This is a genomic window from Saccharothrix sp. CB00851, from assembly GCF_001905065.1.
Classification (GTDB): domain Bacteria; phylum Actinomycetota; class Actinomycetes; order Mycobacteriales; family Pseudonocardiaceae; genus Actinosynnema.
In genome coordinates this window covers 9,912-33,476 of record NZ_LWLC01000046.1, presented here as the reverse complement: position 1 = coordinate 33,476, position 23,565 = coordinate 9,912, and the positions used below count along the sequence as shown (strand labels likewise).

21 protein-coding genes and 2 tRNA genes are annotated in these 23,565 nt (G+C 70.2%); 9 read left to right on the top strand and 14 right to left on the bottom strand.

Translation table 11 applies throughout. The features are described from left to right. Window positions 1-23: 23 nt before the first annotated feature. The 3 genes from ftsE to A6A25_RS36135 form a co-directional block, all read right to left on the bottom strand. Complete coding sequence (ftsE, locus tag A6A25_RS36145; protein ID WP_073898032.1) at window positions 24-713, bottom strand: cell division ATP-binding protein FtsE; 690 nt, start codon at window positions 711-713, stop codon at window positions 24-26. A gap of 67 nt (window positions 714-780) precedes the next feature. Continuing rightward, the gene (gene prfB, locus A6A25_RS36140) at window positions 781-1,881 is read right to left on the bottom strand and encodes a peptide chain release factor 2 (RefSeq protein ID WP_073898031.1); all 1,101 of its coding nucleotides are present in this window, start codon (window positions 1,879-1,881) and stop codon (window positions 781-783) included. A gap of 51 nt (window positions 1,882-1,932) precedes the next feature. Continuing rightward, the gene (locus tag A6A25_RS36135) at window positions 1,933-2,433 is read right to left on the bottom strand and encodes a PadR family transcriptional regulator (protein ID WP_073898030.1); all 501 of its coding nucleotides are present in this window, start codon (window positions 2,431-2,433) and stop codon (window positions 1,933-1,935) included. A gap of 378 nt (window positions 2,434-2,811) precedes the next feature. Here A6A25_RS36135 and A6A25_RS36130 point away from each other — a divergent pair, with 378 nt between their 5' ends. Further along, the gene (locus A6A25_RS36130) at window positions 2,812-3,009 is read left to right on the top strand and encodes a hypothetical protein (protein ID WP_053717392.1); all 198 of its coding nucleotides are present in this window, start codon (window positions 2,812-2,814) and stop codon (window positions 3,007-3,009) included. 53 nt (window positions 3,010-3,062) lie between these two features. Here the strand turns inward: A6A25_RS36130 and A6A25_RS36125 are convergent. The 3 genes from A6A25_RS36125 to A6A25_RS36115 form a co-directional block, all read right to left on the bottom strand. Next, window positions 3,063-3,136: transfer RNA gene (locus tag A6A25_RS36125), tRNA-Met, on the bottom strand. 343 nt (window positions 3,137-3,479) lie between these two features. Beyond that, window positions 3,480-3,553, bottom strand: a tRNA-Met gene (locus A6A25_RS36120). Between the two features lie 94 nt (window positions 3,554-3,647). After that, window positions 3,648-6,632: a UPF0182 family protein gene (locus tag A6A25_RS36115; RefSeq protein ID WP_073898029.1), complete on the bottom strand. Its 2,985-nt coding sequence runs from the start codon at window positions 6,630-6,632 to the stop codon at window positions 3,648-3,650. A 129-nt stretch (window positions 6,633-6,761) separates the two neighbouring features. On the opposite strand from A6A25_RS36115, the gene A6A25_RS36110 reads away from it, so the two are divergent. Further along, window positions 6,762-7,304, top strand: a complete 543-nt coding sequence (locus A6A25_RS36110) for a PPA1309 family protein (RefSeq protein WP_073898028.1) — start codon at window positions 6,762-6,764, stop codon at window positions 7,302-7,304. Between the two features lie 149 nt (window positions 7,305-7,453). On the opposite strand, the gene A6A25_RS36105 is transcribed toward A6A25_RS36110, so the two are convergent. Continuing rightward, the gene (locus A6A25_RS36105) at window positions 7,454-8,539 is read right to left on the bottom strand and encodes a YlbL family protein (protein ID WP_073898027.1); all 1,086 of its coding nucleotides are present in this window, start codon (window positions 8,537-8,539) and stop codon (window positions 7,454-7,456) included. Between the two features lie 81 nt (window positions 8,540-8,620). On the opposite strand from A6A25_RS36105, the gene A6A25_RS36100 reads away from it, so the two are divergent. Next, window positions 8,621-9,946: a zinc-dependent metalloprotease gene (locus tag A6A25_RS36100; protein WP_073898026.1), complete on the top strand. Its 1,326-nt coding sequence runs from the start codon at window positions 8,621-8,623 to the stop codon at window positions 9,944-9,946. Between the two features lie 140 nt (window positions 9,947-10,086). On the opposite strand, the gene A6A25_RS36095 is transcribed toward A6A25_RS36100, so the two are convergent. Next, window positions 10,087-10,614, bottom strand: a complete 528-nt coding sequence (locus tag A6A25_RS36095) for a M48 metallopeptidase family protein (protein WP_073898053.1) — start codon at window positions 10,612-10,614, stop codon at window positions 10,087-10,089. Between the two features lie 203 nt (window positions 10,615-10,817). Between A6A25_RS36095 and A6A25_RS45055 the strand changes: the two genes are divergently transcribed. From A6A25_RS45055 to A6A25_RS36080, 4 genes are all read left to right on the top strand, one after another. Beyond that, the gene (locus tag A6A25_RS45055) at window positions 10,818-10,973 is read left to right on the top strand and encodes a DUF5679 domain-containing protein (protein WP_015098458.1); all 156 of its coding nucleotides are present in this window, start codon (window positions 10,818-10,820) and stop codon (window positions 10,971-10,973) included. A gap of 130 nt (window positions 10,974-11,103) precedes the next feature. Beyond that, window positions 11,104-12,114: a ThiF family adenylyltransferase gene (locus A6A25_RS36090; RefSeq protein WP_073898025.1), complete on the top strand. Its 1,011-nt coding sequence runs from the start codon at window positions 11,104-11,106 to the stop codon at window positions 12,112-12,114. Between the two features lie 86 nt (window positions 12,115-12,200). Then, on the top strand, window positions 12,201-13,511 hold the full coding sequence (locus A6A25_RS36085) for an ABC1 kinase family protein (RefSeq protein ID WP_073898051.1): 1,311 nt from the start codon (window positions 12,201-12,203) through the stop codon (window positions 13,509-13,511). A gap of 81 nt (window positions 13,512-13,592) precedes the next feature. Next, window positions 13,593-14,147 (top strand): hypothetical protein, encoded by a 555-nt coding sequence (locus A6A25_RS36080; protein WP_073898024.1) that lies wholly within the window; start codon window positions 13,593-13,595, stop codon window positions 14,145-14,147. Window positions 14,148-15,071: 924 nt separating this feature from the next. Here A6A25_RS36080 and A6A25_RS36070 read toward each other — a convergent pair. The 4 genes from A6A25_RS36070 to A6A25_RS36055 all read right to left on the bottom strand — a co-directional run bounded on the left by A6A25_RS36070 (window position 15,072) and on the right by A6A25_RS36055 (window position 19,953). Further along, a complete protein-coding gene (locus tag A6A25_RS36070; RefSeq protein WP_073898022.1) occupies window positions 15,072-15,995 on the bottom strand; it encodes a class I SAM-dependent methyltransferase in 924 nt (307 codons plus the stop codon). A 284-nt stretch (window positions 15,996-16,279) separates the two neighbouring features. Beyond that, entirely contained in the window at window positions 16,280-16,504 is a 225-nt protein-coding gene (locus tag A6A25_RS36065; RefSeq protein WP_073898021.1) for a hypothetical protein, read from the bottom strand. Continuing rightward, window positions 16,501-16,899 carry a WhiB family transcriptional regulator gene (locus A6A25_RS36060; RefSeq protein WP_073898020.1) on the bottom strand — a complete coding sequence of 133 codons (399 nt, stop codon included), beginning with the start codon at window positions 16,897-16,899 and terminating at the stop codon, window positions 16,501-16,503. Before A6A25_RS36060 ends, A6A25_RS36065 begins: the two co-directional genes overlap by 4 nt. Before the next feature lie 990 nt (window positions 16,900-17,889). Next, entirely contained in the window at window positions 17,890-19,953 is a 2,064-nt protein-coding gene (locus A6A25_RS36055) for an ATP-dependent DNA helicase UvrD2 (RefSeq protein ID WP_073898019.1), read from the bottom strand. 63 nt (window positions 19,954-20,016) lie between these two features. Between A6A25_RS36055 and A6A25_RS36050 the strand changes: the two genes are divergently transcribed. After that, window positions 20,017-20,757, top strand: coding sequence for a DUF4191 domain-containing protein (locus A6A25_RS36050; RefSeq protein ID WP_073898017.1), 741 nt, complete (start codon window positions 20,017-20,019; stop codon window positions 20,755-20,757). 67 nt (window positions 20,758-20,824) lie between these two features. On the opposite strand, the gene A6A25_RS36045 is transcribed toward A6A25_RS36050, so the two are convergent. After that, window positions 20,825-21,298, bottom strand: coding sequence for an RDD family protein (locus tag A6A25_RS36045; protein WP_073898015.1), 474 nt, complete (start codon window positions 21,296-21,298; stop codon window positions 20,825-20,827). A 194-nt stretch (window positions 21,299-21,492) separates the two neighbouring features. On the opposite strand from A6A25_RS36045, the gene glnA reads away from it, so the two are divergent. Then, a complete protein-coding gene (gene glnA, locus A6A25_RS36040) occupies window positions 21,493-22,917 on the top strand; it encodes a type I glutamate--ammonia ligase (RefSeq protein WP_073898013.1) in 1,425 nt (474 codons plus the stop codon). Between the two features lie 105 nt (window positions 22,918-23,022). Here glnA and A6A25_RS36035 read toward each other — a convergent pair whose 3' ends face one another. After that, window positions 23,023-23,412, bottom strand: coding sequence for a YkvA family protein (locus A6A25_RS36035; RefSeq protein WP_073898011.1), 390 nt, complete (start codon window positions 23,410-23,412; stop codon window positions 23,023-23,025). Window positions 23,413-23,565 lie beyond the last annotated feature (153 nt).

Below are 23,565 nucleotides of genomic sequence, written 5' to 3'. Positions count from 1 at the left end.
GAGGGGGTCCGGCGGCCTCGGGCTCAGCGGCCCACGCCGTAAACACCCCGCGCGTCGTCGCGGATGATCCGGCCGTGGTCCAGCTCGACCACGCGACGGCGCATGGAGTCGACGATGGAGTGGTCGTGGGTGGCCATCAGCACCGTCGTGCCGGTGCGGTTGATCCGCTCCAGCAGCAACATGATGTCCTGGCTCGTGTCGGGGTCCAGGTTTCCCGTGGGCTCGTCGGCCAGCAGCACCAGCGGCCGGTTGACGAACGCGCGGGCGATCGCCACCCGCTGCTGCTCACCACCGGACAGCTCGTGCGGCATGCGGTCCGCCTTGCCGTCGAGGCCGACCAGCTGCAGCACCTCGGGCACCACCTTGACGATGGTGTTGCGCGGCTTGCCGATCACCTCCAACGCGAACGCGACGTTCTCCGCCACGGTCTTGTTGGTCAGCAGCCGGAAGTCCTGGAACACGCAGCCGATGGACTGGCGCAGGCGGGGGACCCTGCGCCGGGACATCTTGGCCACGTCGAAGTTCGACACGTACACGCGGCCCTTGCTGGGCACTTCCTCCCGCAGCAGCAGCCGCAGGAACGTGGACTTCCCGGAACCGGAAGGCCCGATGAGGAACACGAACTCACCCTTGTCCATCTCGACCGAGACGTTGTCGAGCGCGGGACGCGCGGAGCTCTTGTAGACCTTGGACACGTGTTCGAGGCGAATCACGAGGCGCGAGTGTACTCGCGGCCTGGGTAAAGCCCTCGTCTCGCCCGCCGGATGGCGGCTTGACCGATCAGGACTGGTGCTGCTTGCGCCAGCGGATGCCCGCTTCCAGGAAGTCGTCGATCTCGCCGTCGAGCACCGCGGACGGGTTGCCGACCTCGTGCTCGGTGCGCAGGTCCTTGACCATCTGGTACGGGTGCAGCACGTAGGAGCGCATCTGGTTGCCCCAGCTCGAGCCGGTGTCCTTGAGCGCGTCCATCTTGGCCTGCTCCTCCTGCCGCTGCCGCTCCAGCAGCTTGGCCTGCAGCACGGCCATCGCGGTGGCCTTGTTCTGCAGCTGGGAGCGCTCGTTCTGGCAGGAGACCACGATGCCGGTCGGGATGTGCGTCAGGCGCACCGCCGAGTCGGTCGTGTTCACGCCCTGGCCGCCGGGGCCGGACGAGCGGTACACGTCGACTCGCAGGTCCTTCTCGTCGATGTCGACGTGGTCGGTCTGCTCGACCACGGGCACCACCTCGACGCCCGCGAACGACGTCTGCCGGCGGCCCTGGTTGTCGAACGGCGAGATGCGCACGAGACGGTGCGTGCCCTGCTCGACACTCAGCGTGCCGTAGGCGTACGGGGCCGTGACGCGGAACGTGGCGGACTTGATGCCCGCCTCTTCCGCGTACGAGGTGTCGAACACGTCGATGCTGTAGCCGTGCCGCTCGGCCCACCGCGAGTACATCCGCAGCAGCATCTCGGCGAAGTCGGCCGCGTCCACGCCGCCCGCCTCGGCACGGATGGTGACCAGGGCGTTGCGCTCGTCGTACTCGCCGGACAGCAGCGTGCGGACCTCCAGCGAGGAGATCTCCTCACGCAGCTTCGCGCGCTCGGTGTCCGCCTCGGCGAGGCTGCCCGCGTCACCCTCGTCCTCGGCCAGCTCGTACATGATCGAGAGGTCGTCCAGGCGGTCGCGCAGGCCGGTCACGCGGCGCAGCTCACCCTGCTTGTGGGAGAGCTGGCTGGTGACCTTCTGCGCCTTCTCCTGGTCGTCCCAGAGGTCCGGCCGAGCCGCCGCCTGCTCCAGCTCGGCGACCTGGGCGCGCAGCGCACCGAGGTCCATCACCGCCTCGATGCTCGAAAGCGTGGCGGAGAGGTCCTTGATGTCTGCTTCGACGTCGGGATTCACGTCCCAAGATTACGCCGGCACCGGTCGCGGAGTGCGACCGGTGGGCGCGTTTCAGGCCGTCGGGATGGCGTCGAGCAGCTTGAGCACGGCCTTGGCGTGGGCCAGGCCGAACTCGGCGACCGCCTTGGCGTAGGCGTCCTCCGCGGTCTTGACCGCCGTCTTGGCGGCCTCCTGCTCGGCGCCGTAGCTGGCGCGGGCGGAGTCCACGAGCGCTTGCCGCTGTTTCGCGGTCAACGAGCCCGCGTGCACCAGCCGCAGGATCAGCGGGCTGCGCAGGTGGTCCGGTCCCGGCTCGGAGAGCAGCCAGTTCTTGAACGCCTTCTTGCCCGCCGCGGTCAGCACGTACTGCTGGCTCGAACGCGGGCCCTGCTTGCCGAGGCGCAGCAGGCCCTGGTCCGCCAACGCGGGCAGCTCGCGGTAGACCTGGCTGCGGGTGACGCTGAAGAAGGCGCCGAAGCGCTCTCCCGCCTCAGCCACGAGCTGGCCACCGGTCTTGGGTCCGTCGTGCAGCAGCCCGAGCAGGGCAGCCGCCGTCGCATTCAGGTCCGACACCCCACCAACGGTGCCACGCTCACCGGGCGCTGTCCACAATGGTCAGCCGTTCTGTCCACTGTGGCTGATCACGGGCTAGTGGAGTTGGGCCAAGCGGAGCAACGCAAAGCATCGCTGCGTAACCGCCCGCTGATCAACGCCACGCGTTCGGCCGCTTGACCGCGACTGTCCACGCCAAGTGGAAATCCATTGAGGCACAAGGGAAACCGCACTATTGCGTTCACTCGAACGGCAGCGCGGTGTCACGCGCCGCGTCCACCCGCCCCACCGGCCCTCTCGGGGGATAGCACAACCCGGTGATGTCCGGCCGCCGAGGTGGCAAACACGTCCGGTGGTGGGACCATTACGGCGGGTGTTCGTTCGACTGGGAGGTCAGCTGTGGGCATCAAATGGACGACGGGAACGAAGGTAGTCCGCAACGCCCGCGCCTGGGCGTCCGGCACGATCCCGGAGCAGGCGGGCAAGGACGAGTGCATGGTGTGCGGCAAGCAGATCCGCAGGCATCGCACGGTCAGCGGCGAAGGCCGGGTGTGCTCCCTCACCTGCGCCCAGTACTGGGCCGAGAACATGACCTGAGCCCCGACGAGCGAAAGGCCCCCGGGACAACTTCCCGGGGGCCTTTCACGTAGTAGCGGGGACAGGATTTGAACCTGCGACCTCTGGGTTATGAGCCCAGCGAGCTACCGAGCTGCTCCACCCCGCGCTGCAAGTACAACTATACACACCCCAAAAACCCCTTATTCACCGGGGTCCCCACCCTCTATCCCTCCAGCTCACCGAGCCGCCGCCCCAAAGGTTGCACGCCGACACCAGCACCTGACCTCGGTCCGCGACCAGGACCTGACCTCGGCGTTGCCCAAGAAGCCCTGGTCCACGACACCGCAGCCCACCCACCCCCCACGACCCGACGGGGATCCAGGGGGCTCGCCCCCGGTCGGGGGCGCAGGGGGCGAAGCCCGCCTGCCCGGGGTCCGGGGGTTGGACCCCCGGTGTAAGTGCGAAAAAGCCCCGTCCGTGATCTCCACGGACAGGGCAATCCCACTTTGTAGCGGGGACAGGATTTGAACCTGCGACCTCTGGGTTATGAGCCCAGCGAGCTACCGAGCTGCTCCACCCCGCGCTGCATTCAGAACTCTACGCGCAGGTTACGGGGATATGCAAATCGGGTGGCCTGGAACGTGTGCCAGGCCACCCGATCGCGATATCAGTGCAGGTCAGCCGGTCGGTGTCGGTGACGGCTGGGTGGTGGACGGCGTCTGCGTGGACGCCGCGCTGGCCGTCTCGAACCTCTTCGTCGCGTCGTCCAGCGCCTTGTAGGCGTTGCCGAGTTCGACGAAGTCACCGCTGGACTGGGCCGCCTGGATGCGGTCGATGGCCGCCTGGATGTCCCGCACGGCCTGCTGCAGCTCCGTGCCGCCCTGCTGCCCGTCGGCGGGCGGCGTGGGCGTGGTGGTCGGCGTCGACGTCGGCGGCTGGCCGTTGTTCTCCGTGGGCGGCACCTGGGTCGACGAGCCGGACAGCACCTGCTCCATCGCCTCGCTCAGCGTCGGCGCGTAACCCACCTTGTCGCCGAAGCTGACCAGCACCTTGTACAGCTGCGGGAACTGGGTGTTCTGGCTGGCCCGTTCGATGTAGATGGGCTCCACGTAGAGCAGGCCGCCGCCCACCGGCAACGTCAGCAGGTTGCCGTAGACGACCTTCGTCTGCCGCTGGGCGAGCAGGTTCAGCTCACTGCTGACCGTGCCGTTGGTCAGGAACGTCGTCTGGATCTGCTGGGGACCCTTGACCTCGTTGTTGAGCGTCAGCACGCTGATCTTGCCGTAGTTGTCCGGGTCGGACCTGACCGTCACGTACGACGCCATGAATTCGCGGTTGAGCCGTACCAGCGCGCTGGTCAGCTGGAAGCTGACCTTGTTCGCGTCACCGGTCGGGTCGCCCGCCAGCACGTAGAACGGCGGCTGCCGGTCCCGTTGCTGCGCCACGCCCTGCTGCTGCGCCTCGACGGTGGTGGCGTTGTCGATGGTCGGGTCGGACGGCACGTCCCAGAACGAGACGCCGGAGTAGAAGTCGCGCGGGTTGTCCACGTGGTACTCCGACAGCATCTCCCGCTGCACCTTGAACAGGTCCTCGGGGTAGCGCAGGTGCTCCCTCAGCGACTGCGACATCTCGCTGTTGGCCTTCACGGTGCCCGGGAAGACACCCATCCACGCCTTCAGCACGGGGTCCTTGGTGTCCATCTCGTACAGCGTCACCGTGCCGTCGTAGGCGTCCACAGTGGCCTTGACCGAGTTGCGGATGTACCCGATCTCCCGGTTCGGCTGCTGCGCGACACCCGGCAGCGAGTCGTTGGTGGCGTCACCCAGCGGCGTGCGGCGGGCGTACGGGTAGTTGTCGAGCGTGGTGTAGCCGTCCACGATCCACGTGATGCGGCCGTCCACCACGGCCGGGTACGGGTCGCCGTCCACGGTCAGCCACGGCGCCACGGCCTCGACGCGGTCGCGCGGGTTGCGGTTGAAGATGATCCGCGAGTCGTCGCCGATGGCCGAGTTGAACAGGATGTTCCGCTCGCCGTAGGCGGCGGCGAAGACCATCTTGTTGAACAGGCCGCCGATGCGGACGCCGCCCTTGCCGGTGTAGGTGTAGGACGAGCCGTCGGTGTCGTACTCGCCGGGCGCGCCCTCGCCCCGGCCGCCGACGATGGCGTAGTCGGCCGGGCCGCCCAGCTCACCGAAGTAGGTGCGGGGCTGCTGCACGCCGAACGGGCCGGGCTGGACCTTGCCGTCCTGGCCGACCTGCGCCACCTCGAACACCGGGTAGCCGCCGTCACCGTCGTCGTCCGCGGTCGAGTTCACCTTGCTGGCCTCGGCGAACACCATGCCGTTGCCGTGGGTGTAGATGAGGTGCTGGTTGATCCAGTCGCGCTGGGCCTGCGGGATGCCCGCGGGCTGCAGCTCGCGCACCGCGACGATGTAGTCCTGGAGCTGGCCGTTCACCGTGTACCGGTCGACGTCCAGCTTCTCCGGGAACGCGTAGAACGGCCGGAGCTGCTGGAACTGGGTGAACGTCTTGGAGATGACGGCCGGGTCGAGCAGCCGGACGTTGCCGACGGTCGCCTGGTCGTTCTTCAGCTCGTCCAGCGAGACGTTCTGCTTGCCCGCGTACGGCTTGCTCTCCACCTTGTCCTCGGTCAGCCCGTAGGCCTGCCGGGTGGCGTCGATGCTGCGGACGATCGGATCGGCTTCCTTCTCGATGGCGTTGGGCTTCACCGAGAACTGCTCCAGCACCGCGGGCCACGCGGCGCCGACCAGGATGGAGGACAGCACCAGCAGCACGGTCGCGATCGCCGGCAGCTGCAGGTTGCGCAGCACCGCGCCCGCGAAGAACGCGATGGCGCAGAAGACCGCGATGAACAGCAGGATCAGCTTGGCGGGCAGCACCGCGTTGAGGTCGGTGTAGCTCGCGCCGTCGAACTTGGCGTTGCGGTCGGAGAACAGCAGCATGTACCGGTCGAAGAAGTACGCGACCGCCTTGAGCAGGATGAACACGCCGGCCACGATCGCCAGGTGGGTGCGGGCGGGCCCGGAGAGCTGACCGCCGCGACCCGCCAGGCGGATGCCGCCGAACAGGTAGTGCGCCACCACGGCGGCGACGAACGCGACCGCCGTGGCGATGAACAGCCACGACAGGATCCACGTGTAGAACGGCAGCTGGAAGGCGTAGAAGCCGATGTCGTTGCCGAACTCGGGGTCGGTCACGCCGAACGAGGTCGCGTTGAAGAACAGCTGGACGACCTGCCAGTCGCCCTGGGCCGAGGTGCCGGCGATGAGGCCGACGAGCACCGGCAGGCCGATGGCGAACAGCTTCATCCGCCTGCTGACCACGGCCCGGTAGCGGGCCACCGGGTCGTCGGGCCCGGACACCGGCACGAACACCGGCCGGGTCCGGTAGGCGAGGATCAGGTTGATCGCGACGAGACCGCCCACCAGCAGACCCACGGCGAAGAACAACCCGAACCGGGTCGCCAGCACCGTGCCGTAGACGCTGCGGAAGCCGACCTCGCCGAACCAGAGCCAGTTGACGTAGGTGCCGAGCAGCCTTGAGCCGGTGATCAGACCGACCAGGACCACCGCACCGACGATGAGCAGAATCCGGCTGCGACGGGACAGCCTGGGCAGTCCGACCGGGGGCCGTGTGGCCACGGGGCACGCTCCTGGATCGCGGTAGTGGCGTTCGTACGTTCTGTCCAACTCTACGGAGGCCGCCGAGGGTTCCCCGTTCGGTCTTCCCTTCTGCATCTGATTGTCCGCTCCGCGGTGGCAGATGCGACCATGGCGTACGTGTCAGCCAGTGAAACGCCGCCCGTGGTGCTGCCCGCCGTCGCCCGCGAGGTCGAGGAGTTCGTGTCCACCGCCGGGTGGAACCAGCCGACCCAGCTGTTCGCGCTGGTCCCGACGGCCGAGCTGCTGGCGCAGCAGCCGGAGCTGGCGGGCCAGCTCGACCCCGACGCCTCGCCCTTGACGCCGATCGCCCAGGACTCGCTGCCCGACGACGAGCTGGACCGGGCGCTGGCGGGCATCGTGTGGCCGGACGTCGTGCACGGGTGCGCGTTGGCTCAGGAGATCGTCGTGCTGCCGCCGGACGCCGAGGCCCAGCTGACCGAGCAGGAGTTGGACGACGAGCAGGCGCGCAAGTTCGCCGCCGAGCACCCCCAGCGCCGTGAGGCGAGGCTGGTGGCGGCGGTGCTGCGGGACGGCTCGGCGGCGTGCGTGCTGCGGCTGCGGGGCAACGTGGAGGTACCCGAGGAGGTCGTCGCGCACCCCGAACTGGCCCCGAACCTCACCCGCGCCCTGCTGGAAACCCTCCGGCCGTAACATGGCGCCGCCTCCGGCGTCGCGGCTCGGTCGCCCGGAAGTCGGTCGTTCGCGCCTGATTTTCCGACGATCGAAAAGCGTGATCGCCGGAAAATGAGTCGCGAACGACCGACGCGACCTCGCGTGGTGGTCCAGTAGCGGATCGGGTATCAGCAGCTCGGGGCGTCGCCGCCCTTGCTCAGAGAGCCCAGCGACTGCACAGCGTCGTCCAACGTCTGCACCTTGACCAGGCGCAGGCCCTCCGGGGCGTGCTGCTTGGCCTCGTCGCAGTTGCCCGCGGGCACGAGGAACACGGTGGCGCCGCCTTCGCGGGCGGCGACCATCTTGAACCCGATGCCGCCGATGCGGCCGACCTCGCCCTTGTCGTTGATCTCGCCGGTGCCCGCGACGGACAGGCCGCCGTTCAGCTCGCCCGGCGTGAGCTTGTCGACGATCGCCAACGCGAACAGCAGGCCGGCGGACGGGCCGCCCACGTCGGTCAGGCTGATCTTGATGTCGTACGGCACGTCCGCGCGGTCCAGCGGCAGCACGCCCAGGAAGCCGGTCTCGCGGCCCTCGGCCCGGCCGAGGGTGACGGTGGCGGTCTTGCTCTCGGACCCGCGCTGGTAGGTCAGCGTGATCCGGTCGCCCGGCTTGGTGTTCTCCAGCGCCGAGCGCACGTCGTCCGCGCTGCCGATCTGCTTGCCGTTGACCTCCAGCAGCTGGTCGTTGGGCTCCAGCACCTCGGCCGCCGCGGTGTCGTTGGTGATCTCGGCGGCGACGACCTTCATGTCGGACTTCAGGTGGCGCAGCGCGGCCACCTCGGCGCTGGTCTGCGAGTCCTGGAAGGCCTTCACGTTCTGGTCGCGGACCTGCTGCTCGGACTCACCGGGCCGGAAGAACTCCTCGCGCGGCGCGAGCGCGTACCGGCCGCTCACCCACAGCCCGAGCGCGCCGAACAGCGACACGTCGTCGGTGAGCGACACGGTGGTCATGGTGAGCTTGCCGCTGGTCGGGAACGTGTCCTGACCGTCCACCGACACCACGTCGGTGCCGTTGACCTGGCCCAACGTGTCGTAGGTCGGTCCGGGGCCCAGGGCGACGTACGGCACGCGGGCGAAACCGCCGAGCAGGCCGAGGCCCAGCACGACCGCGAGGCTGACCACGAGGGTCCACGTCCGCCGGGTCAGGCCGCGCCGCGGCGCGTGCGGTGGGGTTGGTGCCTGGTCCACGACGGTGTCGGTGCCTTCGGTCACGCCCGACAGGGTACGACCACACCGTCACGCTGCCGGCGAACCGGTCCCACGCGGCGCTCCCGTGCCGCGTACCGTGGACCCATGAGTGACCTGCCCTTCGGGTTCAGCCCGCAGGACCCCGACGACCGCAACCGCAAACCCGGAGACCAAGGGGACAACCCCTTCGACTTCAACCAGCTCGGCGCGATGCTGAGCCAGCTCGGTGCGATGTTCAGCAACGCGGGCACGTCGTCCGGGCCGGTCAACTACGACCTCGCGAAGCAGATCGCGCTGCAGCAGCTCGCCGGCAAGGGCGGCACCGGCTTCCGGCCGGACCAGGACAGCGCGGTGACCGACGCCGTGCACCTGGCCGAGATGTGGCTGGACCCGGCGACGGCGCTGCCCGCGGGCGCCCGCACGGCCCAGGGCTGGAGCGCACGCGACTGGGTGGAGCGCACGTTGCCGACGTGGCAGCGGCTGTGCGACCCGGTGGCGCGGCGCGTGTCCGGCGCGTGGGTCGACGCGATGCCCGCCGAGGCGAAGGAGGCCGCCGGGCCGCTGCTGTCGATGCTCGGGCAGATGGGCGGCATGGCGTTCGGCTCGCAGCTGGGTGGCGCGTTGGCGCAGCTCGGCGCGGAGGTGCTGACGTCGACCGACGTCGGGTTGCCGCTCGGGCCGGAGGGCACGGCCGCGTTGCTGCCGGACAACATCGAGAAGTTCACCGAGGGCTTGGAGCGGCCCGCCAGCGAGGTGCTGGTGTTCCTGGCCGCCCGTGAGGCGGCGCACCAGCGGCTGTTCAGCCACGTGCCGTGGCTGCGGCAGCGGCTGCTGGACACCGTGGAGGAGTTCGCCCGCGGCATCACCGTGGACACCTCGGCGCTGGAGCAGATGGCCGGTCAGATCGACCCGGCCAACCCGGCGAGCATCGAAGAGGCGATGAAGTCGGGGATGCTCGAACCTCAGACCACGCCCGAGCAGAAGGCCGCGCTGACCCGGCTGGAGACGCTGTTGGCCCTGGTCGAGGGCTGGGTGGACGTCGTGGTGAACGAGGCGGTCGGCGAGCGGCTGCCCGGTGCCGAGGCGTTGCGGGAGACGCTGCGCAGGCGGCGTGCGTCCGGCGGACCGGCGGAGCAGACGTTCGCCACGCTGGTGGGCCTGGAGCTGCGGCCGCGCCGGCACCGCTCGGCGGCGGCGCTGTGGAAGCTGCTCACCGACCAGCACGGCGTCGAGCAGCGCGACAGCGTGTGGGAGCACCCCGACCTGGTACCGACGGCCGAGGACCTGGACGACCCGATGGAGTTCGCCGAGCGGTTCGGCCAGACGCGCAAGGCGCTGGAGGACCCGATGGCCGAGCTGGAACGCACCCTGCGCGACCAGGACGCCAAGGGTGACGACGAAGGCGGCCAGGACAGGCCCGCCGAGTCCTAGGAGCCATCCCGCGAGGTCGCGTCGACCGCGCCGCCGCCTGCGGAGCAGCGGCCATGTCGAGGTCGCGTCGACCGCGCCGCCGTCTGCGGAGCAGCGGCCATGTCGACGTCGCGCCCGTTCGCGACCTCGCGGCGAGTTCCTCAATCCTCCTCCGTGATACCCAGGCCCGCCGCGGCCGACAGCCCTTCCAGGTACCCGATCGCCCGCTCGGCCTTCGGGTACCGGTGCACCAGCAGCCAGAAGTCCTTGCCGTGCCCGGGGACCTCCAGGTGCGCCAGCTCGTGCACCAGCACGTAGTCGAGCACCCACGGGGGCACGTCGCGCAGCCGTTCGCTGATGCGGATCGTGCCCTCGCTCGGCGTGCACGACGCCCACCTCGTGCGCATCGGCGGCACCCACCGCACGTTGCTCGGCTGCACGCCGTCCAGGTACTTCTCCGCCAGCTCCTCGCACCGCGCCAGCAGCGCCGCGTCGGACGTGCGCGTGGGCGAGCGCCTGCGGGTCTCGCTGCGCTGCAGGCGGCTGAGCATCTCCGCCACCCAGTGCTTCTCCTCGCTCTTGCTCATGCGAGCCGGCAGCAGGACCACGACCGTGTCCCCCTCGCGGTACGCGCTCACCATGCGACGGCGCCGGGCGCTGCGCCGCACCTCCACCTGCGGTTCGGGCATGGCGTTCACGGTAAGGCCAGGAACCGACAATCCGCGGCGGCCAAGCGGCGGTGTGTGGAGCAACGGACCAGCAGGTTCCTCCGAAAGGCGGCTGGACACGCTCGACGCGGCGTGCAGCGGAGGGGCGTTCCCGGAGGTAGCGTTCAGCGCAACCCCCGAGTGTGGCGCAGATCGCTCCGCACTCTCGATGCGAGGAGGAAGCCGTGGCCGAGACCTACAACGGCTACTGCGTCAAGTGCCGTGAGAAGCGCGACTTCACGGGCGAGGTGCACGAGAGCAACAACCGCAGGATGGCCAAGGGCAAGTGCCCGGTCTGCGGAACCACGGTGACCCGGATCCTCGGCAAGGCGAAGGTCTGATCGGGGACGGGTGGCCGGGCCCTGGCGGGTGCCCGGCCGCCCGTCAAGGCCCTTCGTGGCCTCTGTGGACAACCGGCAAGCCTGTGGACAGGCATTTTGCCGTTCCGGTCGCCGCGGGCAGGCTGCCGGTGTGGATCTACCCAACCGCCCCAGGGTCCTGCCCGGCCTCCCGCTGCTGCGCCGCCGGGACGACGTGGTGCAGATCGGCACGGACCCGCGGCACGCCATGCTGGTCGAGGACGTGCCCGAACCCATGGCGTCCGTCCTGCTCGGCCTCAACGGTCGGCACACCCTTTCCGACCTGCGCGAACGCCTCGCCGGTCATGGCAGGCAAGCGGCCGAGTTCGCCGGTGTCCTGCACGGCCTGGCGCAGGCCGGGCTGGTCGAGGACTCCGTGCCCGTGCCGCACCCCAGGCTGGCCGCCGAGGTGACGGGGTGGGCGCTGCGCACCCGTCGTCACGCCGCCGGGCTGCCCGCCGACCGTGCCGCCCGGTCGGTCGTCGTGCACGGCGAGGGACGGCTCGCGGTGACTGTCGCGGCGCTCCTGGCGGCTTCCGGAGTGGCACACGTTCGGGTGGTCGCGCGGGGCCGTGTCGGGCCGGAGGACACCGGATCGGGGTACGCCGAGGAGGACGTCGGCAGGCCGCGCGCCGAGGCGGCTCAGGACGCCGTGCGGCGGGCGTGCGGGACCGTTCGGCCGGTGGGTCGGGCGGTCGACCTGGTGGTGCTGGCCGACGCCCTGGTACCCGCGCCGGAACTGCTGCACCAGCTCGTCTCGGACGGCACGCCGCACCTGGCCGTGCGGGTCCGGGAAGGGCTCGGCGTGGTCGGGCCGCTGGTCGTGCCCGGTCGCAGCAGTTGCCTGAGGTGCGCGGACCGGCACGAGGCGGACGCGGACCCGGCGTGGCCGATGATCGCCGCGCAGCTGGTCGACCGCGTCCAGCACGCCGACCTGGCCACCGTCACGGCGACCGCCGGGGTGGCGGTCGGGCAGGCGCTGCTCGCGCTGGACCGGTCGCAGCCCGCCGGGACCAGGCCGCCGACCTGGGACGCGACGCTGGAGGTGGACGCGTTCGCCGGGGTGGTCGAGCACCGGATCGCACCGGTGCACCCGCGCTGCGAGTGCCGTTCCGCGAGGTGATCCACCCTCAGGTAGGCCTGTGTAGGTTTTGTGGCAGGGGCGTGCACCACTGCGACCACGTGATCGGGCGGGAGGAGAATCACCGGGTGAGCGAGATCCCGCGCAAGGCCGTGCAGCGCACCGCCAAGCTGGCCAGCCTCCCGCTCGGGGTGGCGGGCCGGGTGGTGGGCGGCTGGGGCAAGCGCCTGGCAGGCCGCAGTTCCGAGGAGGTCAGCGCCGAGGTGTCGGCGAAGACCGCGGAGCAGGTCTTCGCGGTGCTCGGGCAGCTCAAGGGTGGTGCCATGAAGTTCGGCCAGGCCCTGAGCGTGTTCGAGGCGGCGGTGCCGGACGAGCTGGCCGAGCCGTACCGCGAGGCGCTGACCAAGCTGCAGACGGCCGCGCCGCCGATGCCCGCGCGCACCGTGCACCGCGTGCTGGCCGAGCAGTTGGGCGCGGGGTGGGCGAAGCGGTTCACGTCGTTCGACGACTCACCGACCGCGTCGGCGAGCATCGGGCAGGTGCACCGGGCGGTGTGGCACGACGGCCGCGAGGTGGCGGTGAAGGTGCAGTACCCGGGCGCGGACGAGGCGTTGCAGAGCGACCTCAACACGTTGCTGCGGTTCAGCCGGGTGTTGCAGGCGGTCATGCCGGGCACCGAGGTCAAGCCGCTGTTGGAGGAGCTGCGGGACCGGTACCTGGAGGAGTTGGACTACCGGACCGAGGCGGACAACCAGCGGACGTTCGCCAAGGCGTTCGACGGGGACGACCGCGTGCTCGTGCCGCGGGTGGTGGCCAGCTCGCCGAAGGTGATGGTCACCGAGTGGACCGAGGGCACGCCGTTGTCGAAGATCATCCGTTCGGGTGAGCGCGACGAGCGTGACCTGGCCGGGCAGCTGCTGTCGGAGTTCCACTTCTCCGCGCCGAGCCGGTCGGGGCTGCTGCACGCCGACCCGCACCCCGGCAACTTCATGCTGGGCGCGGACGGCCGGTTGCGCGTGCTGGACTTCGGCGCGGTCGCCCGGCTGCCCGACGGGCTGCCCAAGACGCTGGGTCTGATGACCAGGCTGGCGCTGGACGGCCGATCGGCGGACTTGGTGGAGCTGCTGCGGTCGGAGCGGTTCATCCGTCCCGGGACCGAGCTGCACGCGGAGGACGTGCTGAACTACCTGGCGCCGTTCGTCGAGCCGCTGCGGACCGAGACGTTCCACTTCACCCGCCGGTGGCTGCAGCGGCAGGCGGAGCGCGTCGGCGACCTCCGCAGCCCGGATTCGCAAACGGGAAGGTCCCTGAACCTGCCCCCGCAGTACCTACTTATCCACAGGGTGACGCTGGGCGCGACGGGCATCCTCTGCCAGCTCGACGCAAACGTGCAGGCCAGGGCCATCGTCGCCCGCTGGCAACCAGGCTTCGACGACTGACCTGTCCACAGATCCCCAACTTATCCACAGATCACGAACACCCCATGGCCCCTCCCCCGGAACCCCCGGAGGATCGACCCCATGAACCAAGTGATCAAGGCATCGGACCTGAAAGCCGCCGGCGTCCCCGGCTACGTCATCGACCTCAAGTGCCGCCCGGGCGGCCCGTGGCAGCGCATCCTGCCGGGCGTGCTGCTGCTCAGCCCCACCCCACCGACCCGCACCCAGCGCCTCCAGGCCGCCTTGGCCTACGCGGGCCCGAAGGCCGTGGTCACCGGCGTCGACGCCCTGCACGCCCAAGGCCTCGACTCCCTACCGCCCCCACCCCGCATACACCTGCTCCAACCAGCCACCACCCGCCGCTCCTGCCCCGACCACGTGCTGCTGGAACGCACCACCCGCCCACCGAAAGTCGTGCGGGAATCCGGCCTACCCCTGGCCGAACCAACGAGGGCCACCCTGGACGCCGCCCGCCACGAACGTGACCCATTGCGCCAACACCACCTGCTGGCCACCGCGGTCCGCTCGGGCCTGTGCACCGTCGCCACCCTGACCACAGAACTAAACGCCGGCAGCAAACGAGGCACCGCCACCACCAGAGCCACCCTGCGCCTCCTCTCCACCCTCCTCCGCTAACAACACCAACCCACCGCCCTCACCCCACTTTCCAAGTCCCACCCCCAGCCCAACCCCCCGCCACCCACCCACACACTTCACCACCCAAGGGTCTCCACCGACCTACCACTCAACCGACCCCACCGACCCCGCCGACCCCGCCGACCCGCACCACACCAATCGAACCGCCACCCCACAACCGAGGACCACAACCTCACCCACAAACCCGCCACCGACCCTCCAAGGCCCACCAACAACCTGCCCACCGGACCCACCGCCTGCCCCAACTGCCACCGGCCCTTACCGCGCCACATCGGACCCGCCACCAGCCCACCGAGGCCACCGAGGCCACCGAGGCCACCGAGGCCACCGGCCCACAATCCGACGTGCCCACAACGGACCCGCCGCCAGCCCACCGAGGCTCGATTTGACATGGGTTCGGGTGCTTTAGGCTGGTCGAAGCCGGCAGGCCTGGCGGGACGCTTTTCCCCGCCGGGCCTGCCGGCTTTGGCCTGCCTGGAGTGCCCGTAAGGGCCCCATGTCAAATCGAGCCGGACCCAACCACCGCCGCACCCCGCACCCCGCACCCCGCACCCCGCACCCCGCACACAACAACACACCCGGCCCACCACACCGCAGCCCACCACAGCCCAACTCGGCACCGCAGCCCACCGCAGCACAGCCCACCAGCCTGCGCGGACTGCACACCGCTCCTCGCCTCCGCCAGTCTCAGCCAATCCTGAGCCTGGCGAACAGGCGCCTGTGAGCCTCAACCCGACCAGTAATCGGAGGGCAAATGGCGCTCGATATCCCGAACATGCTCCCGCGCGCAGACGTGGCACAACCACCGGTCACCACCGCGCTCCCGCTCCCGCACCCAAGCCAACAACTCGGCCGGGTCGGTGACCGACGATCGCGTTCGCCCACACCGGGCACAGGTCTCGGTCACGGCTTGCGGCCCAGGTAGACGGTGTTGGCGGTCAACAGGAAGACGTCGTCGCGCAGCCCGAGGAACGCGGGGTCCTGCGGGTCGAGCAGCTGCTTCACCGTCCGGCGGTCGGCGGGGTGGAGCACGTCGCCTGCGACCTCGTCGTACCACTTCAACTGGTCCACCGCCCAGTCGCGCACTGCCTGCTTGGGCGGCGCCGGGTGGTCGATGAGGTAGCTGAAAGCGGTCACGTCCACGAGGCCGCCGTCGGAGAGCACGAGGTTCCAGCCACCGGGCAGGCGAACCGAACCCCCCGTGTTCTCCCGCATCCGCACGAACCACTGAGCACGCGCAGCGGACAGCCGTTCCTGCAGGCCCGGCTCACCGATGCCCAGGTCGAACGGGAGGAACTTGCCGCTCAAGCCGCCCTCGGCGAGCGCCAACCACCCACCCGGCGCGACCGCCTCGATCAACCCGAGCACAGCCGCACGCTGATCAGGTAGGTGATGCACGACGTTCGACGCCCACACCAACTGCGCGGGCCCGGCGATCTCCACCGGCCGTTCGGTCGCCAGGTCGGCGAGCACCGGCCGGACGCGCACGCTCGCCGTGGTCGTGTCGGTTCCGTAGGTGGCCGCCGACCGGGCCGCGGTCGTCGCAGCGTCCAACAGCTCGGGCACGGCGTCCACCAGCACAACCGTCCCACCACCACGAGCGGAAAGGGCCTCGACCAACGCCACGCTCGTCCCACCCGCACCGCACCCGACATCCAGGACGGTCGGCTTGTCGGGCAATGCGCGCACGAGTCTCCGCGCGACCACCCGCCGAGACTCGGCATCCAACTCGTCGGCTTGGCGCAGGAAGTTCAGCCGAGACGACCAGTCGATCCCGTCATGAGTCCGGCTGTGGGCATGGCCATGGTTGTGAGAGTGAGCTGCCACACATCGAACGGTACCGACGCCAAGCCAAGCCCTCCCTTCAACCCCACCACGCGGCCCGCGCCAAGCCGAGGGCCGGCCACCGGTCACCAAGCCTGCCGCGAGTCAGGCACCCAGCCCTGCGCGGCCGAGGTCGATGCATCCGGGCCGGGCAGGGACCGGGGCTGCCGTCGAGGGTTGCCTGAGGTCGGCGCGTCCGGGCCCAGAGCCATGTCCGGGCGCGGGTCCGGGCATGGCAGGGCCCGCCCTGCCCGTCGTGGGACGGAGAGGGCGGGCCGCTGAGTGCATCAGATCGCGCGGGCCTTCAAGGCAGCCCTGCGCTGGGCCCATCCGGCCAGCCGGCGCCACCTGCGGGCGACGACGAGGCGGTGGGCCAGCCGATGCTGTTGCGCGAATATCTCCGCGTCATGCATTCGGGATCTGGCGAGATTTTCTTCGAGCAGCATGGGGTTCCCCTTGGGGTTGACTTCGACGAGCATCGATTCGTCTGCGGTGGATCGGTACGTGGTCACGCGGCGGCCTCCTGGTCGTTAGCCCCCCGGACAGCGGTCGCGGCGGGCGCCGCGGGAACAACAGGTGCTGCGTCCTTGCGCGGGCGCCCACGGGGACGCTTGCGCGCGATCACAGCTCCGCGCTCGAAGATCTCGCCGCCCCAGACCCCCCAGGGCTCGTGGCGAGCAAGCGCACCGGCCAGGCACTCCGCGATGACGGGGCAGGTGGCGCAAAACCGCTTCGCCTCCTCCAGCTCCGCCGGCGCGTCGGCGAACCACAGGTCCGGGTTGTTGGTACGGCAAGGAAGTTCCAAGCCGGCGTCGGGCGCGGTGTCGATCAAGGAAGCGACACCGGCTCCGGCGAACTCCGGCTCGGTGGACAACGTCCCGTTTATGGGGACGGTCGCAGTCAACATCAGGTGGACTCCTGTCAAGGGTGTTGCATGGGGTTTTTGTCGTTCGAACCGAAAAACGGGTCGGAACAGCACGAAGGCCGCGGATCCGGTTACGGGTCCGCGGCCTTCGTGAGCTTGGTGGCCTGACTACAAGGTGGTCAGGTACTTCGCTCGTGCGCGGACGGCGCAACGTTCTGAGTCGGGATGACGCTCGGCGCGTACGGCGCCGGCACCTGGATCAGCTGAACTCGCTCAGCACCCCACTTGAGGGCGTGGCGATCGCGGGCAGACTTCTCCCCCGCGACATGAGCAGCGCCTGCAGCCGAAACCACCCCGGTCAACAGGTAACCGGGCGTCTCGAAGCACATGAGAGTGTTCACGACCGGTCACCTCCTCGGGTGTCTCGACTCGACTGCTAGCTCTTGAATCCCCAGCGGGCGCTCGCGCCCGGCCTGAGCAGGTTATGACTCCGCGCCGGACGGGTGCAACAGGTTTTTCCAAATACCTGTCGATTGAGTGAAAATTCAGCGTTTGCCCTGCACAGAGCGCTAGGGCGCGACCACTCGGACGGACGAGGCCGCCCGCCGGCGGGCCGCGCAGGGCCCCAACCGGCCACCGTCCGCAGATCAACGCGAGATCGACGCCGCGTCAACGCCCGGTCAACGCCAGCCCAGCGCCCAAGCGGCCGCTGGGCTGCGCCCAAGCAGCTGAGCACCGATCCGGCCATCAGCATCGGGACACGGAACTACGACACGACCACCGGCACCCGGCACCCGGCACCCGGACGACGGAACCGCAGCGCGACCATCGGAGCCAAGTCGGCGGAGCGCGACGCGGCCGAGCTCCGGAGCGACCGAGCGGCGGCACGGCCCCAGGGCACCCCGGCGACCGAGCGTCATACGGCGCAGCGCCGCGGCGACCGAGCGGCGACCCAGCCCAGCGCCGGGGCGACCGCCCGGCCATCAACGCGGCGTCAGCACGGCATCAGCACGGCCGTCGGCGGGCGTGAGGTCAGCGGCCGCGGACGAGGGCCAGGACGTCGTCCCCGAACCGGTCCAGCTTGGCGGCGCCGATGCCCGAGATCGACACCAGCCCGGCGACGTCCTCCGGCCGCTGCTCGGCGATCGCGACCAGCGTGGCGTCGGTGAACACGACGTAAGCGGGCACCTTCAGCTCACGCGCCCGGTCCGCCCGCCACGCCCGCAGCTTGGCCAGCAGCTCCTCGTCCACGTCGGACGGGCACGAGGAGCACCGGCTCAGCTTGATCGCCCGCGCGTCGACCAGCGCCGACCCGCACACCCGGCACTGCGGCTTCGGCCGCTTCTGCAGCGGCTCGCGCTTGGCGGCCGTGCGCGACGCCGGGTGGTCGTCGGGCACCAGCCCGTAGAGGAACCGGCTGCGCCGCCGGTAACGACGCCCGCCCGCGGCCCGAGCCAACGCCCACGACATCCACAGGTGCTCACGGGCCCGCGTCACGCCCACGTACAGCAGCCGGCGCTCTTCCTCGATCGCCGCGTCGTCACCGTCGGCGTGCTGGATCGGCAACGTGCCCTCGACCAGCCCGACCAGGAACACCGCGTCCCACTCCAGGCCCTTAGCCGCGTGCAGCGACGCCAGCGTCACGCCCTCCACCGTCGGCGGGTGCTGCGCCTCCGCACGCATCTCCAGCTCGCCGACGAACGTCCGCAGGTCCGCCGAGTCCACCGTCGTGACCAGTTCCTCGGCCAGCTCGACCAGCGCCAGCAGGGACTCCCACTTCTCCCGCGCCGTCCCGCCGGCGGGCGGCTCGTCGGTCAGGCCGATCCCGGCCAGCACCTCGCGCACCACCTTCGGCAGCTCGCCGGTCGGCTCGTGCGCCGCCGCCGCACGCAGCGCGACCATCGCCTGCCGCACCTCGGTCCGCTGGAAGAACCGCTCGCCACCGCGCACCTGATAGGACACGCCGACCTCGGCCAACGCCTGCTCGAACACCTCCGACTGCGCGTTGACCCGGTAGAGGACGGCGATCTCGCTGGCCGACACGCCCTCGTCCAGCAGCGCCTTCACCCGCCGCGCGACGGCCGCCGCCTCCAGCGTCTCGTCGTCGAACTCGGTGAACGTCGGCTTCGGCCCGTCCGGCCGCTGCCCGATCAGCCGCAGCCGTGACCCGGCGGGACGGCCACGCGCCCACTTGATCACCTCGTTGGCCAGCTCCACGACCTGCGGCGTGGACCGGTAGTCACGCTCCAGCCGCACCACGACGGCCTCGGGGAACCGGCGCGGGAAGTCCAGCAACGGACGCGGCGAGGCGCCCGCGAACGAGTAGATGGTCTGGTTCGCGTCACCGACCACGGTCAGGTCGTCGCGCTCGCCCAGCCACGCGTCCAGCACGCGCTGCTGCAACGGCGTCACGTCCTGGTACTCGTCCACCACGAAGCACCGGTACCGGTCGCGGAACTCCTCGGCGACCTCGCCGTGCTCCTCCAGCGCCGCCGCGGTGTGCAGCAGGAGGTCGTCGAAGTCGAGCAGCTGCGCCTGGTTCTTCAGCTCCTCGTAGGTCCGGTAGACCTGCGCGACCTGCTCGGCGGGCGCGGGCGTGTCGCGGCTGGTGCGGCCGGCGGCGTTGGGGTAGTCGTCGGGCGCGACCAGGGACGCCTTGGCCCACTCGATCTCGCCAGCGAGGTCGCGCAGCGAATCGGACTCGGTGGACAGACCTGCCCGGTTGGCGGCCTGCGCGACCAGCCGCAGCTTGTTCCGGTCGATCAGCTCCCACTGCTCGCCGCCGACCACGCGCGGCCAGAAGTAGCGCAGCTGGCGCAGCGCGGCGGCGTGAAAGGTGCGGGCCTGCGCGCCGTGCACGCCCAGCGCGCGCAACCGGGTCCGCATCTCGCCTGCGGCACGTGCGGTGAACGTGACGGCGAGGACTTGACCGGCGGACACGTGCCCGCGTTGGACCAGGTACGCGATGCGGTGCGTGATGGTGCGGGTTTTGCCGGTGCCGGCACCCGCGAGCACGCAGACCGGTCCGCGCGGTGCCTCCACGGCGGCACGCTGTTCCGGGTCCAGTCCCTCCAGCAGCCGGTCCATGCGCTGCATCCTCGCAGAGCGCAGCGAGTACTCCCGTCATGGGGCGACGCGCCACGCCGTATCCTGGCAGGTATGGCTGGTAAGCAGGACAAGGCGGCCGCCAAGGCGGCTGCCAAGGAAGCGGCGAAGGCCCGGCGCGCGGCATCGAAGGCGAAGCGCAGCCAGATCTTCGAGGCGTTCAAGATGCAGCGCCGCGAGGACAAGGCGCTCGTGCCGTTGATGCTGGCGTGCCTGCTGGGCGCGACGGCCGCGGCGTTCCTGATCGGCCTCATCTGGGACATGCAGTGGCTGCTGCTGCCCATGGGCATCGCGGTGGGCGCGCTGCTCGCGGTCATCGTGTTCGGCCGCCGGGTGCAGCGCACGGTGTACGCGAAGGCGGACGGCCAGCCGGGTGCGGCGGCGTGGGCGCTGGACAACCTGCGCGGCAAGTGGCGCGTCACGCAGGCCGTGGCGGGCACGACCAGCGGTGACATGGTGCACCGGGTGCTCGGCCGGCCGGGCGTGGTGCTGGTCGCCGAGGGTGCGCCGCACCGGGTCAAGAACCTGCTCGCGCAGGAGAAGAAGCGGGTGGCCCGGGTCATCGGCGAGACGCCGATCTACGACCTCGTCGTGGGCACCGAGGAGGGCCAGGTGCCGCTGCGCAAGCTGCAGAGCCACCTGATGAAGCTGCCGCGCAACATCTCGACCGCCCAGGTCGACACGATCGACAACCGGCTTGCCGCGCTGGCCAGCCGTGGCGCGGCGCTGCCCAAGGGCCCGATGCCCCAGGGCGCCAAGATGCGCAACGTGCAGCGCGCGATGCGTCGCCGCTGACGAGCGTTTCCGCAGCTCAGGCCCGTTCCGGCAGTCGTCCTGGGCGGGCCTGCCGCGTTGCGGGGCGCTACCGGGCGCGCAGCACGATCGTGCCCGCGGCCTTGTCGTGCAGGCCCCTGCTGTCGGCGTCCCAGACCACGGCCGGGATGATGGGGAAGATCAACGCGGCCCGCAGCACGGCTCGCGGCACGCCCACCGCCGCCGTGCCGTCCATCCGCACGACCCGCAGCCGGAACAGCGCGTGACCGGGGGTGAAGCCGAAGAAGCCCACGCCGACGACGGTGATGGCGAACCAGGCCAGCAGGCTCCAGTTCCGCGGCAGGTCGGGCATGGTGAACAGGCCCGCGACGCCCGCCGAGAGCGCGAAGTCGACCAGGATGGCGAGCGCGCGAACGCCCGTGGACGCGACCGAACCGGGACCGGACTGGGGCAGGCCGAGGCGCTCACCGCGCCAGCGCTGCCCGGTACCGTCACCGGAGTCGGCGCCGGGCTCCAGCGCCGAGCGGGGTCCTGACAGCCACGAACCGGTCCACTTGCTCACCCCACCAGAGTAAGGCCGTGCTCAGCGGGTGAGGAGCGGCGGTCGGGTTGCCCGACCTGGGTCGCCCGTTAACACTGGCGAAACACGCGGGTGACGGCTGGGCAACACCGCGGTCCTAGTTTCGCCACGATGGCAGGCCGCACCACGCAGCGGCGTACAACCACGCCCCCACCGCAGCAGAGGAGTCGACGAGGGTGTTCAAGAATCCCGACGAGGTCCTGAAGTTCATCTCCGACGAGGGCGTGAAGTTCGTCGACGTCCGCTTCAGCGACCTGCCCGGCGTGATGCAGCACTTCACGCTCCCGGCCAGCGCGTTCGACGCCGACGCGATCTCCGAGGGCCTCGCGTTCGACGGCTCGTCGGTGCGCGGCTTCCAGTCGATCCACGAGTCGGACATGCTGCTGCTGCCCGACCTGTACACCGCGCGCCTCGACCCGTTCCGGATCGAGAAGACGCTGATCGTCAACTTCTTCGTGCACGACCCGTTCACGCGTGAGGCCTACAGCCGCGACCCGCGCAACATCGCGCGCAAGGCCGAGCAGTACATCACCGAGTCGGGCATCGCGGACACCGCGTACTTCGGCGCCGAGGCGGAGTTCTACATCTTCGACTCGATCCGCTTCGACACCACCGCGAACGCGTCCTTCCACGAGATCGACTCGATCTCCGGCTGGTGGAACACCGGCCGCGAGGAAGAGGGCGGCAACCGCGGCTACAAGGTCAAGTACAAGGGCGGCTACTTCCCCGTCACGCCGACCGACCACTACGCGGACCTGCGCGACAAGATGGTCCTCAACATGGAGGCGCAGGGCTTCACCGTCGAGCGCGCCCACCACGAGGTCGGCACCGCGGGTCAGGCCGAGATCAACTACAAGTTCAACACGCTGCTGCACGCCGCGGACGACTTGATGCTGTTCAAATACATCATCAAGAACACCGCGTGGCAGGCCGGCAAGACCGTGACGTTCATGCCGAAGCCGCTGTTCGGCGACAACGGCTCGGGCATGCACACCCACCAGTCGCTGTGGAAGGACGGCCAGCCGCTGTTCCACGACGAGTCCGGCTACGCGGGCCTGTCGGACACGGCGCGCCACTACATCGGCGGCATCCTGCACCACGCGCCGTCGCTGCTGGCGTTCACCAACCCGACGGTGAACTCCTACCACCGCCTGGTGCCCGGCTACGAGGCCCCGGTCTCGCTGGTCTACTCCCAGCGCAACCGCTCGGCGTGCGTGCGCATCCCGATCACCGGCAACAACCCGAAGGCCAAGCGCATCGAGTTCCGCTGCCCCGACTCCTCGGGCAACCCGTACCTGGCGTTCTCGGCCATGGTGATGGCAGGCCTCGACGGCGTGAAGAACAAGATCGAGCCCCCGGCCCCGATCGACAAGGACCTCTACGAGCTGCCGCCCGAGGAGGCCCGCGACGTCAAGCAGGTCCCGGCGTCCCTGGACGCGGTCCTGGACAACCTCGAAGCGGACCACGAGTTCCTGCTCGAAGGCGGCGTCTTCACGCCCGACGTCATCGACACCTGGATCTCGTTCAAGCGCGAGCAGGAAATCGACCCGCTGCGCCTGCGCCCGAACCCCTACGAGTTCGCGCTCTACTACGACGTGTGATCGGCGCGGGGCTCTGACCGGTCGGTTGGAGCCCCACCTGATCCTCCACAGGCCGAGGGCCGGGTGACTGCCACAGTCACCCGGCCCTCGGCCGTTCCAGCAGGATCAGGTTCTCGTCAGCCGACGCACGACGGCCAAGCCCTCCGGCGTGCCCGGCCAGTGCTCGGCGATCACGTCGGGCTCGACGGCGCGGATCACCGAGCGCAGTACCCAGCTGACCAGGATCGCGTCGTCGGCGTACCCCAGCACCGGGATGAAGTCCGGGACCAGGTCGAACGGCAGGGCGAGGTAGGCGAGCAGCAGCCACAGCCGCACGCGGGCGGAACGTGGCAGCCTCGGGTCGCGGGCCAGGCGGGTGACCAGGCGCAGCACGTCCGGCAGCAGGCGGACGGCCTGGGCCAGTGCCTTGCCCTTCGGCCGGACGAGGAGCAGGCCCACGAGCAGCAGCAGCCAGAGGCCCAGCAGGCCCAGGGCGACACCGACGAGGACGTCCACCTACTTGGGGATCGGGATCCCGGTCACGGTGACCGCACCGCCGGTGGGGGCCAGCTGGCCGATGATCCCGGAGAACGTCAGCGAGAACGACGTGCTCCCGGCCGGCACCTTCTGGTCCAGCTCCAAGTACCCGTTGATGCTGGAGCTCTTGCC